The sequence below is a fragment of the Devosia sediminis genome (assembly GCF_016411825.1).
Lineage (GTDB): Bacteria > Pseudomonadota > Alphaproteobacteria > Rhizobiales > Devosiaceae > Devosia > Devosia sediminis.
The window spans coordinates 430,151-445,130 of sequence record NZ_JAEKMH010000001.1; the positions used below are offsets into that span (position 1 = coordinate 430,151).

Consider the following 14,980-nt stretch of genomic DNA (forward strand, 5'->3'; position numbering starts at 1 on the left):
CCTGTCGAACAGAAGGAGACAGCGGCGATGCCCGGAGGGGGGAGCCTCACCAGCCGCGTGCTTGGCACGCTGGGAGAGATTGACGCCATCGCCCACGCGTGGCGGGCACTCGAGGCCGACTGCGCCGATCCGCTGACCTATTTCCAGAGCTTTGACTGGTGCCGCAACTGGGTGGCGCAATTCTGCGCGGATGGCAGCCATATCCCCTATGTGGTGACCGTCTGGCAGGGCGACACGCTCCTGGCGCTATGGCCGCGGATGATCGTCGAAAGCGCGGGTATCAGGCGTCTTGAAACATTGGGCGTGCCGCATAGCCAATATTGCGGCATCCTGATGCGTCAGGACGCGGGGCCATTCGGCGAGATCGCGGCGCTGCTGCGGCGCCAGGTGCGCCAGTCGGGCTGCGATGTGATCCTGTCGCGCGCCGTCCTGGCGGGCAGCGTGCTGGAACGGGTTCTGGGCGACAAGCCCCGCGTCGAGGGAGCGGACAATGCCGCCTCGATGCTCGATCTCTCTGGCTTTGCCTCGGCCGACGACTATGTGGCGCGGCTGGGCAAACTGCAGAAGCGCAATCGCAACCGGCGGCGCAATCACCTGGCGCGGCTGGGTGCGCTCGATTTCGAAGTAATCTGGCCGGAGCACCGGAATTTCGCTGCGCTGGTGACGCTCTGCATCGCCATGAAGCGCCAGTGGCTGGCCGAAACGGGACGGCTGGGCACCGGCTTTGCCATGCGCGGCCTCGAGGATTTTCTCGCCTCGCTGGAAGGCAACCCGGCCGCGCTCGAGGGCGCCTGCCTCTCGGTGCTGCGCGCGGGCGACCGGGTCGTGGCCCTGGAGCTGGGCTTCATCCGTAGCGGGCATTACTACGCCTTTGTCGGCGGGTTCGACTGGGACCTGCAGGCGCTCTCGCCGGGCAAGGTGCAGATGGAATTCACGGTGGCCTGGCTGATCGGTCAGGGCGTCACCGGCTATGACCTCTTGATCAATCCGGCCGAATACAAGGCGAGCTGGACCAACCGGAGCATTGCCGTTTCGAGCCGCGCCGAGGCGCTCAACTGGCGTGGGCGGTTCTATGCCGGCGCGTGGCTGCCGCGGATCCGGCCGGCGCTGAAGCGCCTGCATGCCGACATCCCGATCCTGGTCGAACGGGTGATGGCGGTGTTGCGGCCGGCGGCCTGCATGATTCTTTATGTCTAGCTCGCCGGAGGGGCCGGTTCAGGCGGCGACCGCACTGGCCATCAGGGTCGCGGGCGCCGCCTTGGTGTTCGGCCTCCAGGTGCTGCTGGCCAGACTGCTGCCCGAAGACGGCTATGGCGGCTTCGTCACGCTCTGGACCTGGATGCTGGCGCTGGGCAGTTTCGCCGCGCTCGGCTTTGCCGAATCCAGCGTGCGCTTCGTGCCGCGCTACCACGAGCGGGGGCGGGGTGCGGCGCTGCGCAGCTATTGGCGCTTCGGCCTCCTCGTCGTGATGGGCACGGGCGGCGCACTGGCGGCCATCGCCGCCATGCTGGCGCTGGGCATCGGCCTCGATGGGCCCGGGATGACCGTGCTGCTGGTGGCGCTCGGCCTGCCGGTGCTGGGGCTCGAATATTATCTCGAAGGAGTGGCGCGCAGCCTCGGCTGGTTCCGGCTGGCGGCGGTGCCGGTCTATATTCTGCGGCCGGTGCTGATCGGAACAACCTGTATCTTGCTCTCGGCCGGTGGGGTGGCGCTGACCTTGCCCGTTATCGGCGCGGTGCTGATCGGCAGCATGGGCCTTGTGGCGCTGCTGATGCTGCTGATGCTGGCGCGGCAACTGCGCGGAGCCGCTGCGGGAAGCACCGTCACCACGGTGCAGCAGCGCCGGCTGTGGCTGCGCGTCTCATTGCCGCTGCTGCTGCTTTCGGGACTCGACGACCTGGCCAGCTATGCGGACGTGCTGGTGCTGAGCCTCCTGGTGGAGCCGGACGTCGTCGGGGTTTATTTCGCCGCGGTGCGGGCGCTCGCCCTCGCGGGGTTCGTTGCCTATGCCATGGCGCTGGTCTCTGGCCGGCGCTTCGCACTCGACCTGGCAGTGGCGGACCGACGGGCGCTGCAATCGAACATGCTGCAATCGACCCGGCTCACCCTGTGGGCCACCATCGTGGCCGTCGGGTTGGCGCTGCTGGCCGGGCCGCTGCTGCTCGGCGCCTTTGGCGAGGCCTTTGTCGCGGGGCAGGGGGTGATGGCCATCATGGGGGCAGGCCTGGTCCTGCGGGCCATGTCGGGGCAGGCGGGCGAGGCGCTGATCGTGCTCGGCCGCCAGCGCGAGGGGCTGCTGGTGAGCTTCGGCGTGCTGGTGGTGACTCTGGCGCTGAGTTTTGTCCTGGTGCCCGAGCTGGGGGCCGAGGGCGCAGCCATCGCCAGCGCCACGGCCATGGCCTGCCGCACTGCGGCCCTTGCCATGCTGCTGTGGCGGAGCGACCGGCTGCGCGTCCTCAGCTTCGGCCTGCCATCCTTGTCGCGCGCCTAGCGGGGCGCGCTGGCGCGCATCAGGCTGACGTCCCCGCCGATTTCGGCACGCCGGAAGGTGATGGACGCGAGGGCGTGGTCGTTGAGCGCGGTTTCGAGCCAGATGGCGTCGATGGACGCTTCCTGCCCGAGCTGCCGATCGATCTGGATGAAGCGGAACGGCGTGGCATCGCGAACGGATTCGGGGTGCTCGCCGCCGGTCCACTGATAGGCGCCGCCCTCGGCATTGGCCCAGAAGCCTGCAACGGCGAGTTGGGCCACGGCATGGGCGGGCGTCGCGGCGCCCTCGGCTTCGGTGGCGTAGAGCGCCGGCCATTCAGGCAGGGCGGCATCCATGCCTTCCCACTCGGCGGCTGTGTCCAGCGTGCTCAGCGGGTCGAGGCAGGGGCCGGTGGCGCAATCGTGCTTGGCGGCGGACTTTTCGGGAATGACCTTGCTGCTGACATCGATCAGCGCGGCGCTGTTGCCCATGAGGGGTTGGAAGACGAAGCGCCAGGCCATGTGGTCGCCGAGGCCAAAGGCATCCTCGTCGGCGACATCGCCTTCGCCATAGGCAGCGATGGTTTCGGCGCGGACGGCCGGCCCCAGATTGTAGTGGCGCACTTCGATGAAACTGACCGGCCCGTCTTCCTCGCTGAGGATCTGGCCATAGTCCACAGCGGTGCGCGTGCGGATGGAGGGGATTTCCGCCGTGGCGATCAGCAGTGCCTTTTCCAGCGGCCCGACCGAGCCGCCGGGGGCGATGTCGCCGACGTCGATGAATTCGTCGAGCAGGACCTTTTCGAGCAGGTCGACATCGAGCCGCTCGAAGCCGTCGGCTCCGATGAAGCTGTCGAGCTCGGTTTGGAGATCCTGGGCGATGGTCAATGCGGTGCCGGAGAGAAGGACGGCGAGGGTTGCGGCGGTACGGATCATGTCATGCTCCCGGAATGACGGATGCGCCTCGATAGCGGAGCCAGCATGAACCCAGGATGAGCGGAAGGGAATGGCGGATGCGCCTGGCACCCGCCATTTGGTGATCACTGCGCCCGCCAGAAGGCGTGGAGGCCGGCAATGTCGGCGGACGTCAGCAAGGGCATGGCTTCAGAGAGGGTTTCGACCGGCCAGTCCCACCATGCCATGTCGAGCAGCATCGCGATGTGCTCGTCGGCAAAGCGCCTGCGGATGGGCTTGGCCGGATTGCCGCCGACAATGGTGTAGGGCTCGACATCCTTGGTCACCAGGGCACGGGTGCCGATGACGGCGCCGTGGCCGATCTTTACACCCGGCATGACGATGGCCTCGGAGCCGATCCAGACATCGTTGCCGATGACCGTATCCCCCGCGGGCTGGAAGGCATTGACGGCCGTGGCGAATTCCGGCGCATCGGGCACGAAGGCGAAGGGAAAGGTCGAGACCCAGTCGTTCCGGTGGCCCTGGTTGCCGGCCATGATGAAGGCGGCGCCCGAACCGATCGAGCAGAAGGCGCCGATGACCAGCCGATCGACGCCCGGCGTCGTCATCAGGTAGCGGGCGCAGTCATCGAAGCCGTGGCCGTGATAATAGCCGGAATAGTAGCTGTAGCGGCCGACCAGGATATTGGGGTTGGTGACCTGGCGGTCGAGCGGAATGCCCAGGAACGGGCTTTCAAAGAAGTTGGACATGTTTGTTCCATGAAGCGGTGCAGCCGCAGAGGCGGCGCAAGAATGCAGAGTGTGGGGAAGACCGGCGGGCGCGCAGCATCATGCGCCGGCGCGCCGGGCCGGTCGGAGGGCGTTCCTTGCGCGGGTCAGGCGCGGGGGAACGCTATGGAGCTGGTTCGGTCTGCAAGCTTCATGGTGTCGCCTCGGTAGCGCAAAGCGTGGCCGGCGTCGAGGGGTTCAGTCCTCGGCCATGATGTCTTCGGGCGTCGCGCCATCGGTGACGAAGCTCAGCGTGTAGCTGGCGCCGGACTTGGCGCGCGCCTCGCAGGTGAAGCGGGCCGGCGCGCCTTCATAGGGGTTTTCGTAGATGCAGGTGCCGCGAGCCGGGACCGAGCGCGGATCGCTGCCGGTGACACCGAGCACGACCTGATCGAGCTGGTGGTGGATTTCGTTGTCGATCACCTCGTCGGAGGTGCCCGAAAAGGTGACGATCTGCTCGCCCGCAAAGGCATAGAGCCCGACGCGGCCAATGTCGTAGATCACCTGCATGACGCTGTCCTTGCAGTCGGCGGAGAGATCGTCGCCATCGACCACGAGGCTTTCGCAGGTGCCGTCCATGGTGATCATGTTGGTGGGCTCGGCCGCCTGCGCCGGCAAGGCGAGGACGAGGACGGGCAGGGCAAGGGCGAGGTTTTTCATTGGGTCCACCACGGTTTGGCCGGGTGGACACGATGGGCGAGGCAGGTAGCGCCGTCAATGGGGAGGGGCGAACCCCTCCCGTTCCTGATGATCAGGCCGCAAAATATTCCTGCAGGGCGCGGACCTGCAGGCTACCCTGCTTGAGGGCGACGATCCCCTCCACCGCGGCGAGGGCGCCGTCGATGGTGGTGTAGTAGGGGATCTTGGCCAGGAGGGCGGTGCGGCGGATATCGCGGCTGTCGCTGATCGACTTGAGGCCATCGGTGGTGTTGATCACCAGCTGCACGCCGCCATTCTTCATCGAGTCGACGATATGCGGGCGGCCCTCGAGCACCTTGTTGATCTTGGTGGCCGGGACATTGTTGTCGACGAGATAGCGCTGGGTGCCGCCGGTGGCGAGGATTTCGAAACCGGCTTCGACCAGGTGTCGAGCCATGTCGACAATGTACTGCTTGTCATCGTCGCGCACCGAGATGAAGGCCTTGCCCGCGGTCGGCACCTTCTGGCCGGCGCCCATCTGCGACTTGGCGAAGGCGATGGCGAAATCGCGATCGAGGCCGATGACTTCGCCGGTCGATTTCATTTCCGGGCCGAGCACCGTATCGACGCCGGGGAAGCGGTTGAAGGGGAACACGGCTTCCTTGACGGCGATGTGCTTGAGGGTCTTCTCGGTGAGATTGAAGCTCGCAAGGCTTTCGCCGGCCATGACGCGCGAGGCGATCTTGGCGATGGGCTCGCCGATGACCTTGGCGACGAAGGGCACGGTGCGCGAGGCGCGCGGGTTCACTTCGATCAGGTAGATCGTGTCGTCCTTATAGGCGAACTGCACGTTCATCAGGCCACCGACCTTGAGCGCGAAGGCGAGTTCGCGGGTCTGGCGCTTGAGCTCCTCGATGACTTCGGGGGGCAGCGAGCGCGGCGGCAGGGAGCAGGCCGAGTCGCCCGAATGGATGCCGGCCTCTTCGATATGCTCCATGATGCCGGCGACGAACACGTCCTTGCCATCGCAGAGGGCATCGACGTCGATTTCGATGGCGCCCGAGAGGTAGGCGTCGAACAGCAGCGGGTTGTCGGACAGCACCGAATTGATCTGGCCGGTCTTGTCGTTGGGGTAGCGCTGGAGAATATCGGGCGGGACGAGGCCGGTCAGCGTGTCCTGGACATAACGCTCGAATTCATTGGCCGAGTGGACGATGGCCATGGCGCGGCCGCCCAGCACATAGGACGGGCGGATGACCAGCGGGTAACCGAGGCGCTCGGCGACGAGGCGGGCCTGCTCCAGCGAATAGGCGATGCCGTTCTTGGGCTGGGTCAGCTCGAGCTTGTTGAGAAGCTTGGAGAAGAGGTCACGATCTTCGGCGAGGTCGATGGCGTCGGGCTGGGTGCCGAGGATCGGCACACCGGCCTTCTGCACGGCTTCGGCGAGGTTGAGCGGGGTCTGGCCGCCGAACTGCACGATGACGCCGTGGAGCGTGCCGTTCTGCTTTTCGGTCAGCAGGATCTCGATGACGTCTTCCTCGGTCAGCGGCTCGAAATAGAGGCGGTCGGAAGTGTCGTAATCGGTCGAGACGGTTTCCGGATTGCAGTTGACCATGATGGTCTCGTAGCCGGCATCGGCCAGCGCGAAGGCCGCATGGCAGCAGCAATAGTCGAACTCGATGCCCTGGCCGATACGGTTGGGGCCACCGCCGAGAATGACGACCTTCTTGCGGTCGGACGGGCGCGCCTCGTCGTCGACCTTGCCGGCAAACGGGGCTTCATAGGTCGAATACATATAGGCGGTCGGCGAAGCGAATTCGGCCGCCGAGGTGTCGATGCGCTTGTAGGCGGGGCGGACTTCGAGGCTGTGGCGCAGCTTGCGGACATCGGAGGGCTTGAGGCCGGCGAGCTGGGCGAGGCGGGCGTCGGAAAAGCCCATGGACTTGAGCTTGCGCAGCGTTGCGGCGTCCTGCGGCAGGCCGAACTCCTTGACCTTGGCTTCGGTGTCGACGATGCCGCGCATCTGCTCGAGGAACCAGGGGTCGATCTTGCAGGCTTCAAAAATGTCTTCGTTGGAGACGCCGAGGCGCATGGCTTCGGCGACGTGCAGTAGACGCGACGGGGTCGGGGTGCCGAGGGCCTGCTTGATGGCGGCCAGGTCCTCGCCCTCGCCGATGCCGGGAATGCCGACTTCGTTGAGGCCGGTGAGCCCGGTTTCGAGCGAGCGCAGGGCCTTTTGCAGCGATTCCTGGAAGGTGCGGCCGATGGCCATGGCTTCGCCGACCGACTTCATCGAGGTGGTCAGGCGATTGTCGGCGCCGGGGAACTTTTCGAAGGCGAAGCGCGGGATCTTGGTGACCACATAGTCGATGGTCGGCTCGAACGAGGCCGGGGTGGCGCCGCCGGTAATGTCGTTTTCGAGTTCATCCAGCGTGTAGCCGACGGCAAGGCGCGCCGCGACCTTGGCGATGGGGAAACCAGTTGCCTTGGAGGCCAGAGCCGAGGAGCGCGACACGCGCGGGTTCATCTCGATGACGACCATGCGGCCATCGGCCGGATTGATGCCGAATTGGACGTTGGAGCCGCCGGTTTCGACGCCGATCTCGCGCAAGACAGCCAGCGAGGCGTCGCGCATGATCTGGTATTCCTTGTCGGTCAGCGTCAAAGCCGGGGCGACGGTGATCGAGTCGCCGGTATGCACGCCCATCGGATCGATATTTTCGATCGAGCAGATGATGATGCAGTTGTCCTTTTTGTCGCGGACAACTTCCATTTCGTACTCTTTCCAGCCAAGGACGCTCTCTTCGACGAGCACTTCATTGGTGGGCGAGGCGTCGATGCCGCTCTCACAGATGGCGAGATATTCCTCGCGGTTATAGGCAATGCCGCCGCCGGTGCCGCCAAGGGTGAAGCTGGGGCGGATGATGGCCGGCAGGCCGATGACCTCAAGCGCCTGGAGGGCTTCGATGGTGTTGTGGGCGAGCATGGAGCGCGGGGTTTCGAGCCCGATCTTCTTCATGGCGTCGCGGAACAGCTCGCGATCCTCGGCCTTGTCGATGGCTTCGGCGGTGGCGCCGATCATCTCGACGTTGAACTTGTCGAGCACACCCATCTTGCGCAGCGACAGCGCGCAGTTGAGCGCCGTCTGGCCGCCCATGGTGGGGAGCAGCGCGTCGGGGCGCTCCTTCTCGATGATCTTGGCGACCACTTCGGGGGTGATCGGCTCCATATAAGTGGCGTCGGCCAGGTCCGGATCGGTCATGATCGTCGCCGGATTGGAGTTCACCAGGATGATCCGGTAGCCCTCTTCCTTGAGCGCCTTGCAGGCCTGGGTGCCGGAATAGTCGAACTCGCAAGCCTGCCCGATGATGATCGGACCCGCACCGATGATGAGGATCGACTTGATATCGGTACGTTTTGGCATGGCGCTCGCTCTGGCTCTGTCAGGTCTCGACGTGGTCGCGCGGCCGAACCGAAAAAGTGGGAGCCACTTTCTCTGGCAACGCTCCGGTAAGCAGGCGATGAGAATCGCCCGGACGCACCCGTCCGCGCGAAACCCGCGCTGCAGCTGAGCACTGCGGCACGGGGGAAAAGACCGAACATGGTGGTTAGGTGGGCGGTGTAGCGGAAGAGTCGGCGGAAGGGAAGGGGGCGACGGTCGATGAAGTCGAGCTTTCACGCGAGGCCCACAAGGTTGCCTACAACTCGCCTTGCGCAGGCGGGCAGCGGAACGGCAAGAAGGTGCTGGCCGCCCCTTCGTTCATCATGACGATTGTCAGCAGTTCCGAGATTTCCCGCTCTTTATCCGATTGAGGGCAGGCCGCTATGGTCTCGGTGCAACCCGAGGCGATGAAGTTCTCGTTGGTGGCGAGGAAATTGTAGTTGATGTCGTCCGAGCCGATGCTGTCGAGAGCCCTGGTCCAGGCATCCTCGTACAGCGCGCATTTCTGCTTCTGCCAGTCGGTCGATTCCTGGGCGACGACAGGGAAGGACAGCACGAGGAGGCTGAGTGCTACGGCACGCATCATTGGTTTTCCCAGGTCGCAGTGCACAGCGACCGATCCCCGTTGTCCGGAAGATTTTCAAGACAGTCGCACTGTTTCTCAAAGCGGGCCCGTTCTTCCGCAGTCAGCTTGTCTCGCGAGACCAGCGCTTCGACCTGCCAACGGCAAAGCTGCGCTTCCACGGCGGAACTGGGCGATTGAGCTGCGCTCGCGGCGGAGGCTGCGAGCAGGGCGAAGAGAAGTGTAATTGTGGCGCGCATGTGAATCCGGTCGACGCTGGATGCGCGTTGATGCGGACAGATTGCGGTGCCGAGATGGCGGTGGCGTATTTAGACGCAAGGCATAGTGGTTTGGCGGGCGGTGTCACCGAAGATCGCATCAACATCAGGCCCACAGTGAGTGGCGATCAAGACTCGCGAATCTTCCTTGCCTATTAGACAGTAACGGACGGATTGGAACTTGCTACAGGTCTTATCATGAAAGTTTATCCTACCAATTTAGATATTGGCGATGGCGACGGGTTCGATCCCAGCAAGGACCTGTTCGGTAGCATGAAGTTGGGCGAAGGTTTAACCAACCTTGTCAGTCGTGTTGAAGCTCCTATGGTCGTTGCGCTCGACGGTGTTTGGGGTTCCGGCAAATCAACGTTCCTAAGAATGTGGGCGGGGGAGCTAAGGAAAGCGGAATTCCCCGTAATCGTCTTCGATGCCTTTGAAAATGACTATGTAGACGAAGCTTTTGGAGCGCTTGCGAGGGAGCTGGTCGCGCTATCCGAGAAGATGACGTCGCTGCCAACGAAAGCTACCGAGTCGCTTAAGGACCGATCGATCGAGCTTGGTGGGTTGCTTCTACGCGGCGCGGGTCGGATTGCCATCAATGTCGGTGTCCGGGCGGCAACTGCAGGTCTATTGGCGTCCTCCGATCTAGAAATAGCTCAGAAGGATGTTGAGGAGGAGCTTTCCTCTGTTGCGGAAAAGTACATGGAAAGCCTTTTGGCTAAACCAAACGAGCAAAAAAACACAGTCGAAGCGTTTCGTGGCGAGCTTTCTGAACTTCCGGTAAAATTTGCAAAGGCAAAAGGCTTCGACAAGGTAAATCCTTTGGTTTTCATTATTGATGAATTGGATCGGTGCAGGCCGATATTTGCTTTATCTGTTCTGGAAAGGATAAAGCACTTTATGTCGGTGCCTAATGTCCACTTTGTTTTAGGTGTGCACATGGGGCAATTGGAGGCCTCGGTCCGTGCGGTCTATGGTTCGGATATTGACGCGCAAGCCTATCTCCAGAAATTTGTAAACTTGGGTGTTGCCTTTGTTGATACAACATCAAGACCTGAGTCCCGCAGACTTGCTAGGTATGCTGAGTACCTGAAGAAATCTCTTGCCATCCCCCAAGACAACGACAGTCCGCTTGGAGCAGCAAGCCAAGCAATAGTCCGTGTATTAGAGCGCCGAAACGGTAGTTTGAGGGCGCTGGAGCGAGCGTTTACGGTGCTCTCGGTGGCGATCGCATTCACCCCGAAAAATCAATTGAGACTTGGTCCGATAATTGGTGGTCTTATTGTACTAAAAATCTTGGAGCCTAGATTATTTCTAAAAGCGAAGTTTGGAACTTTAGAGTTGGATGAAGTATTGACAGCATTAGAGTTAGCGCCCTTGGGCAAAAATGCTGATCGTAGTGCAGAGTGGCAGGTTGAATGGTGGACTTATTGCCTATCCAAGGAGCTTCCGGAAGAACTCAAAGGTCACGGTCAAAACCTCTACCAGTACCACATTGATGATGATCGTGCCGGTGTGATAGCCTATACGGCCAATGAGATAGTTGATCGCCTGAGTTAGCGCAGGAAGGCGTTGACACAGTCCCAGCGATGCCTACACGTCACCGGCGGGTCGTCATTTCCGATCTCTCACCCAATCCCCACAATCTCCACCTCTGCCTCACCCAGCATCGCCACATCCCCCACACCCTTGCCCATCAGCGCCCGCGCCAGGGGTGAGGCGAACGAGATTGTGCCCGCCTTCGGATCGGCTTCGTCTTCTCCGACAATGGTGAAAGTCTGGGTGCGCCCGTCGTCGCGCTCAAACGTGACGCGGGAGCCGAAGGCGACGGTGTCGGTGGTTTCGGGCGGCGGGACGAGCTGGGCGGTGCGGAGGCGTTCGGTGAGGTAGCGCAGGTCGCGATATGGGTTGGCGGCCTGGCGGCGGCGTTCGTTGATGTCTTCCACGGTGAGGGCGGTTTCGTAGGCTGCTTTGGCTTCGGCCAGTTGGCGTTCGAGCAGTGCGAGGCCGTTTGATGTGACGAGGTTCGGACCCTCGGGAACGGGCTTTTCCGGCAGCATGGTTTCGGCGGCCGTCTCGGCACTGTCTTCCTTGGTAAAGGCTACGCTCACTGAAAAAAATCCTGGTCAGCAATCCATTGTGCGGTCGGGCCCCCCACCCGGCCTCCCCCTGAAGAAGGGGGAGGAGCAGATTTGGGTGTTCGCGGAGATCGAAGCAAGCCCGATCCGTCCCTCCCCCTGTTTCAGGGGGAGGCTGGGTGGGGGTTCTTGTACAGAGGAACGATGGACCACCGGTCGAGCCGGGTGGTGACGGCCGTCATGATACCGGATGCTCCCACCACCGTCATTGCCCGGCTTGACCGGGCAATCCATCTCTCAACCCACACGATGTTATCACCGCCTCCAAAACAGCCCCCATACTCACCGCATCAACCGCCCAAAGATGGAGTTGCAACGATCAACTGCCCGGTGACAGTCGGGTGGGCTCTGAATCGTTACGGAGCCTGGGTCGGGGGACGGGTTGGGGCAGCAATGTCCTCCCTGGTGAAACCCTTCGCCCTGTCCCGCAGGGCCGATCGCTCCAGTGGAGCGATTGGAAGGAAGAAGGCCAATGCGAGCTGCGCTCGATTGGCTCATCGGCCGGAAATCCCGATGCCTCGAGGCGCCCCGCGTCTCACTACTTAATTACTCGGAGGCGAAGAGCGTCTCGAGGCACCGTCAGTTCCCCTCACTCGACCGAATTTGCACGCCTTGACATGCAAGTATTTGCTTGCCTATAAACATGCAAGAAAACACTTGCCTGTTGGAGCGATGACCTCGGACGATCTCGACGCGATCTTTAAGGCCCTGGCCGATCCGACGCGGCGGCGGATCGTGGATCGGCTCGCCGCGCGGCCAAGGCAGTCGCTGTTCGAGCTGTGCGCGGGGGCGGTGGCCGAGGGGCAGCCAGCGATGTCGCGACAGGCGGTGAGCCAGCATCTGGATGTGCTCGAGCGGGCAGGACTTGTGCGGGTGGAATGGTCGGGGCGGACCAAGCTGCATGCGCTGGAACTGGGGCCGCTCAAGGCAGCGCAGGCGGCGTGGCTTGGGCGGTATCTTGCCGAGGAGGCAGGGTAGTCACCCCCACCCTAGCTTCGCTATGGCCTCCGGCCAGCTCCGCTACCCTCCCCACAGGGGGAGGGAGACGATGAACACTGGCGCCTGAACCTGCGCCTCCCTCCCCTTGATGGGGAGGGACTGAGGGTGGGGTGACTTCGGAATTGGTGATGCGCGTAAAAGCCCTTCGGATAGGCCCAAGGGCGGTGCGTTGGTTGAAATCAAAAAGGGACGAAAAACATGAAAATCTATGTGACGAGCGTGCCGGTGGACGATCAGGTCAAGGCGCTGGAGTTTTATCGGGATGTGCTCGGCTTCGTGGTCAAGCACGATATCGACATGGGCGAGGGCAATCGCTGGCTGACGCTGACCTCGCCGGGTGAGCCCGAGGGGACCGAGCTGCTGCTGGAGCCCAGCGGGCATCCGGCGACAAAGCCGTTCAAGGATGCGCTGGTGGCCGACGGCATTCCCTATACCTCGTTCATGGTCGAGGACATGGCGGCCGAAGTGGCACGGCTCAGGGAAAAGGGCGTGCGCTTCACGGTGGAGCCGATGGATGCGGGCACGGTGCTGATGGCGGTGTTCGACGATACCTGCGGCAACCTGATCCAGATCGTGCAGATGAAGTGAACGCCTCGCACCAACCGGGCTAACATGTGACTGAGGAACCCACATTTAAGTGACCGGGCGGCAGGCAACCATGGCGGCCCGGGAAGCCTTACGCAGTGTTGCCGCCAGCTTGGCGGCTTTCATTCTGCAAGGAGATTTCCCCCCGTGAAGCTTTCCGCAAGCCTGCTTGTTGGCACCATGCTGACCACCCTTGTCGCCCTGCCCGCTCTGGGCCAGACCGATATCAATGCCGCTCCGGCCAATGCGCCCGACCAGCAGCCGGCCTTCGAGGGACAGACGCGTGCGGCGCAGCCGGCCGAAGCGACTGCAGTCGAGACGGAGGTGATCGCCGAAGGCCTGCCGCAGCTCTGGGCGATGGAATTCCTGCCCGACGGGCGCATGCTGGTGACCGCCAAGGAAGGCAAGCTGCATATCGTGACGCCCGAGGGCCAGGCCACGGAAGTGACGGGCGAATTGCCGAAAGTGGCGGCGCAGCGCCAGGGCGGGCTGCTCGACGTGGCGCTGGCGCCCGATTTCGAAACCAGCGGCCGGATCTATTTCTCCTTTGCCGAACCGCGCGAGGGCGGCAATGGCACGGCGCTCGCGTCCGCCACGCTGACGCTCGACGATGCCGGCGGCGGCGAAGTCAGCGATGTGGCGGTGATCTTCCAGCAGGAGCCGACCTATGACGGCGGGCTGCATTTCGGCTCGCGAATCGTCCCGACCGAGGATGGCAACCTCTACCTCACCGTGGGCGAGCGCTCGGACGAGCCGATCCGCGATCAGGCGCAGGAACTGGCCAGCGGCCTTGGCAAGATTTTCCGCATCACGCCGGAGGGCGAACCGGTCGAGGGCAATCCGTTTGCCGACACCGCCGATGCACTGCCGGAAATCTGGAGCCTGGGGCATCGCAACGTGCAGTCGGCAACGCTCGACGGCGAAGGCCGGCTGTGGACGGTGGAGCATGGCGCCCAGGGTGGCGACGAGCTCAACCTGCCCGAAGCGGGGCTCAACTACGGTTGGCCGGAAGTGACCTATGGCGTGGCCTATGGCGGCGCCGCGATCGGCGAGGGCATTACCCAGAGCGAAGAAACCGAACAGCCGGTCTATTACTGGGATCCGGTGATCGCGCCGTCGGGCATGGCCTATTACGAGGGCGAGGAATTTCCCGCCTGGGACGGCGCCTTCCTCGTGGGCGGGCTCGTGGCGCAGGGCGTGGTCGTGCTGACCATGGACGGCGACCGGGTGGCGACGGAAGAGCGGATCGATCTCGGCGCGCGGGTGCGTGACGTCAAGGTCGGGCAGGATGGCGCGGTCTATGCCGTGACCGAAGACCGCGATGCGGGCACCTCGACCATCGTGCGCATCGGCAGCGCCTCGTAAACAGGATGGCCCGGCAGCGATGCCGGGCTTTCTCGCTCGCCAAATATGGGCAACAAAAAACCCGGCTTGCGCCGGGTTCTTTGCGTGGAGGCTGGCTCAGTTCAGCCGGCCATGCCAGTCGTCGACTTCCTTGCGGACTTCGTCCTTGGCCTTGCCATAGCGTTCCTGAAGCTTGCCTTCGAGCTGCTCGCGGTTGCCGTTGATCTGGGCAATGTCGTCGTCAGTGAGCTTGCCCCACTGTTCCTTGGCCTTGCCCGAGAACTGCTTCCAGCTGCCTTCGATACGGTTCCAATCCATTGGATCTCTCCTCTGTCAGGTTCATGTAAGTAGAACGCCCGAGAAGAGTCAGCGTTCCAACTTTTTGAAGCCACACGTCTTTGGAAGATCAGGCGGCGTGGGCGACGCGCTGGCGGTCAAGCGCGGCGAGGACGTCGTCGACGTTATAGGGCTTGGGGATGAAGACCGCGCCGTCCGGCAACTGGCTGGCGGTCGGCGTGACGCCGCCCGAGACGACCACGATGGGCAGACCGGGATGCTGCTTGGCGGCGAGGCGGGCGAGGTGCAGCCCGTCATAGGCGCCGGGCAATTCGATGTCAGTGATGAGGGCGTCCACCGAGGCGAGCAGGCTGGCGGCGCCTTTCGCGGTGGTGACCGGCACGGCTTCGAGCTGGCGATCCGCCAGATCGTCGACCAGGGCCAGCAATGTAATGATCTCGTCCTCGACCACGAGAACACGCGAGAGAGTGGTCATGGGACTTTCCCCCTTTGCACTGAAGACAGGAGGATAAGCCCGCTACACACCCACAGTTGCATGAGGTGAA

General features: G+C 63.2%; 14 protein-coding genes. 6 read left to right on the top strand and 8 right to left on the bottom strand.

All coding sequences use genetic code 11. The annotated features are described in order from the left end of the window. The first annotated feature begins 27 nt into the window (after positions 1-27). The gene (locus JEQ47_RS02255) at positions 28-1,197 is read left to right on the top strand and encodes a GNAT family N-acetyltransferase (protein ID WP_198874765.1); all 1,170 of its coding nucleotides are present in this window, start codon (positions 28-30) and stop codon (positions 1,195-1,197) included. Then, positions 1,190-2,491, top strand: a complete 1,302-nt coding sequence (locus tag JEQ47_RS02260) for a lipopolysaccharide biosynthesis protein (RefSeq protein WP_198874766.1) — start codon at positions 1,190-1,192, stop codon at positions 2,489-2,491. Before JEQ47_RS02255 ends, JEQ47_RS02260 begins: the two co-directional genes overlap by 8 nt. Here the strand turns inward: JEQ47_RS02260 and JEQ47_RS02265 are convergent. The 5 genes from JEQ47_RS02265 to JEQ47_RS02285 form a co-directional block, all read right to left on the bottom strand. Further along, positions 2,488-3,405 (bottom strand): hypothetical protein, encoded by a 918-nt coding sequence (locus tag JEQ47_RS02265; RefSeq protein ID WP_198874767.1) that lies wholly within the window; start codon positions 3,403-3,405, stop codon positions 2,488-2,490. The genes JEQ47_RS02260 and JEQ47_RS02265 overlap by 4 nt on opposite strands. Before the next feature lie 104 nt (positions 3,406-3,509). Next, the gene (catB, locus tag JEQ47_RS02270) at positions 3,510-4,133 is read right to left on the bottom strand and encodes a type B chloramphenicol O-acetyltransferase (protein WP_198874768.1); all 624 of its coding nucleotides are present in this window, start codon (positions 4,131-4,133) and stop codon (positions 3,510-3,512) included. A gap of 216 nt (positions 4,134-4,349) precedes the next feature. Next, positions 4,350-4,811 carry a hypothetical protein gene (locus JEQ47_RS02275; RefSeq protein WP_198874769.1) on the bottom strand — a complete coding sequence of 154 codons (462 nt, stop codon included), beginning with the start codon at positions 4,809-4,811 and terminating at the stop codon, positions 4,350-4,352. Positions 4,812-4,902: 91 nt separating this feature from the next. After that, complete coding sequence (gene carB, locus JEQ47_RS02280) at positions 4,903-8,214, bottom strand: carbamoyl-phosphate synthase large subunit (RefSeq protein WP_198874770.1); 3,312 nt, start codon at positions 8,212-8,214, stop codon at positions 4,903-4,905. A 274-nt stretch (positions 8,215-8,488) separates the two neighbouring features. Next, on the bottom strand, positions 8,489-8,815 hold the full coding sequence (locus JEQ47_RS02285; protein WP_198874771.1) for a hypothetical protein: 327 nt from the start codon (positions 8,813-8,815) through the stop codon (positions 8,489-8,491). A 455-nt stretch (positions 8,816-9,270) separates the two neighbouring features. Between JEQ47_RS02285 and JEQ47_RS02290 the strand changes: the two genes are divergently transcribed. Further along, the gene (locus JEQ47_RS02290; RefSeq protein ID WP_198874772.1) at positions 9,271-10,632 is read left to right on the top strand and encodes a KAP family P-loop NTPase fold protein; all 1,362 of its coding nucleotides are present in this window, start codon (positions 9,271-9,273) and stop codon (positions 10,630-10,632) included. Between the two features lie 68 nt (positions 10,633-10,700). On the opposite strand, the gene greA is transcribed toward JEQ47_RS02290, so the two are convergent. Beyond that, the gene (gene greA / locus JEQ47_RS02295) at positions 10,701-11,183 is read right to left on the bottom strand and encodes a transcription elongation factor GreA (RefSeq protein ID WP_198874773.1); all 483 of its coding nucleotides are present in this window, start codon (positions 11,181-11,183) and stop codon (positions 10,701-10,703) included. A gap of 684 nt (positions 11,184-11,867) precedes the next feature. Here greA and JEQ47_RS02300 point away from each other — a divergent pair. The 3 genes from JEQ47_RS02300 to JEQ47_RS02310 all read left to right on the top strand — a co-directional run bounded on the left by JEQ47_RS02300 (position 11,868) and on the right by JEQ47_RS02310 (position 14,159). Continuing rightward, entirely contained in the window at positions 11,868-12,188 is a 321-nt protein-coding gene (locus JEQ47_RS02300) for an ArsR/SmtB family transcription factor (protein WP_236020622.1), read from the top strand. 219 nt (positions 12,189-12,407) lie between these two features. Then, positions 12,408-12,797, top strand: a complete 390-nt coding sequence (locus JEQ47_RS02305) for a VOC family protein (protein ID WP_198874774.1) — start codon at positions 12,408-12,410, stop codon at positions 12,795-12,797. 177 nt (positions 12,798-12,974) lie between these two features. Further along, positions 12,975-14,159 carry a PQQ-dependent sugar dehydrogenase gene (locus JEQ47_RS02310; RefSeq protein WP_198875697.1) on the top strand — a complete coding sequence of 395 codons (1,185 nt, stop codon included), beginning with the start codon at positions 12,975-12,977 and terminating at the stop codon, positions 14,157-14,159. A gap of 96 nt (positions 14,160-14,255) precedes the next feature. Here JEQ47_RS02310 and JEQ47_RS02315 read toward each other — a convergent pair whose 3' ends face one another. After that, entirely contained in the window at positions 14,256-14,456 is a 201-nt protein-coding gene (locus JEQ47_RS02315; protein WP_198874775.1) for a CsbD family protein, read from the bottom strand. Between the two features lie 88 nt (positions 14,457-14,544). Beyond that, entirely contained in the window at positions 14,545-14,910 is a 366-nt protein-coding gene (locus JEQ47_RS02320) for a response regulator (RefSeq protein ID WP_198874776.1), read from the bottom strand. Positions 14,911-14,980: the final 70 nt, after the last annotated feature.

Excerpts from the sequence above, each read along its gene's own strand:
- JEQ47_RS02255 (WP_198874765.1), top strand. The coding sequence starts at position 28 with ATGCCCGGAGGGGGGAGCCTCACCAGCCGCGTGCTTGGCACGCTGGGA.
- JEQ47_RS02260 (WP_198874766.1), top strand. The coding sequence starts at position 1,190 with ATGTCTAGCTCGCCGGAGGGGCCGGTTCAGGCGGCGACCGCACTGGCC.
- JEQ47_RS02265 (WP_198874767.1), bottom strand. The coding sequence starts at position 3,405 with ATGATCCGTACCGCCGCAACCCTCGCCGTCCTTCTCTCCGGCACCGCA.
- catB (WP_198874768.1), bottom strand. The coding sequence starts at position 4,133 with ATGTCCAACTTCTTTGAAAGCCCGTTCCTGGGCATTCCGCTCGACCGC.
- JEQ47_RS02275 (WP_198874769.1), bottom strand. The coding sequence starts at position 4,811 with ATGAAAAACCTCGCCCTTGCCCTGCCCGTCCTCGTCCTCGCCTTGCCG.
- carB (WP_198874770.1), bottom strand. The coding sequence starts at position 8,214 with ATGCCAAAACGTACCGATATCAAGTCGATCCTCATCATCGGTGCGGGT.
- JEQ47_RS02285 (WP_198874771.1), bottom strand. The coding sequence starts at position 8,815 with ATGCGTGCCGTAGCACTCAGCCTCCTCGTGCTGTCCTTCCCTGTCGTC.
- JEQ47_RS02290 (WP_198874772.1), top strand. The coding sequence starts at position 9,271 with ATGAAAGTTTATCCTACCAATTTAGATATTGGCGATGGCGACGGGTTC.
- JEQ47_RS02305 (WP_198874774.1), top strand. The coding sequence starts at position 12,408 with ATGAAAATCTATGTGACGAGCGTGCCGGTGGACGATCAGGTCAAGGCG.
- JEQ47_RS02310 (WP_198875697.1), top strand. The coding sequence starts at position 12,975 with ATGCTGACCACCCTTGTCGCCCTGCCCGCTCTGGGCCAGACCGATATC.
- JEQ47_RS02315 (WP_198874775.1), bottom strand. The coding sequence starts at position 14,456 with ATGGATTGGAACCGTATCGAAGGCAGCTGGAAGCAGTTCTCGGGCAAG.
- JEQ47_RS02320 (WP_198874776.1), bottom strand. The coding sequence starts at position 14,910 with ATGACCACTCTCTCGCGTGTTCTCGTGGTCGAGGACGAGATCATTACA.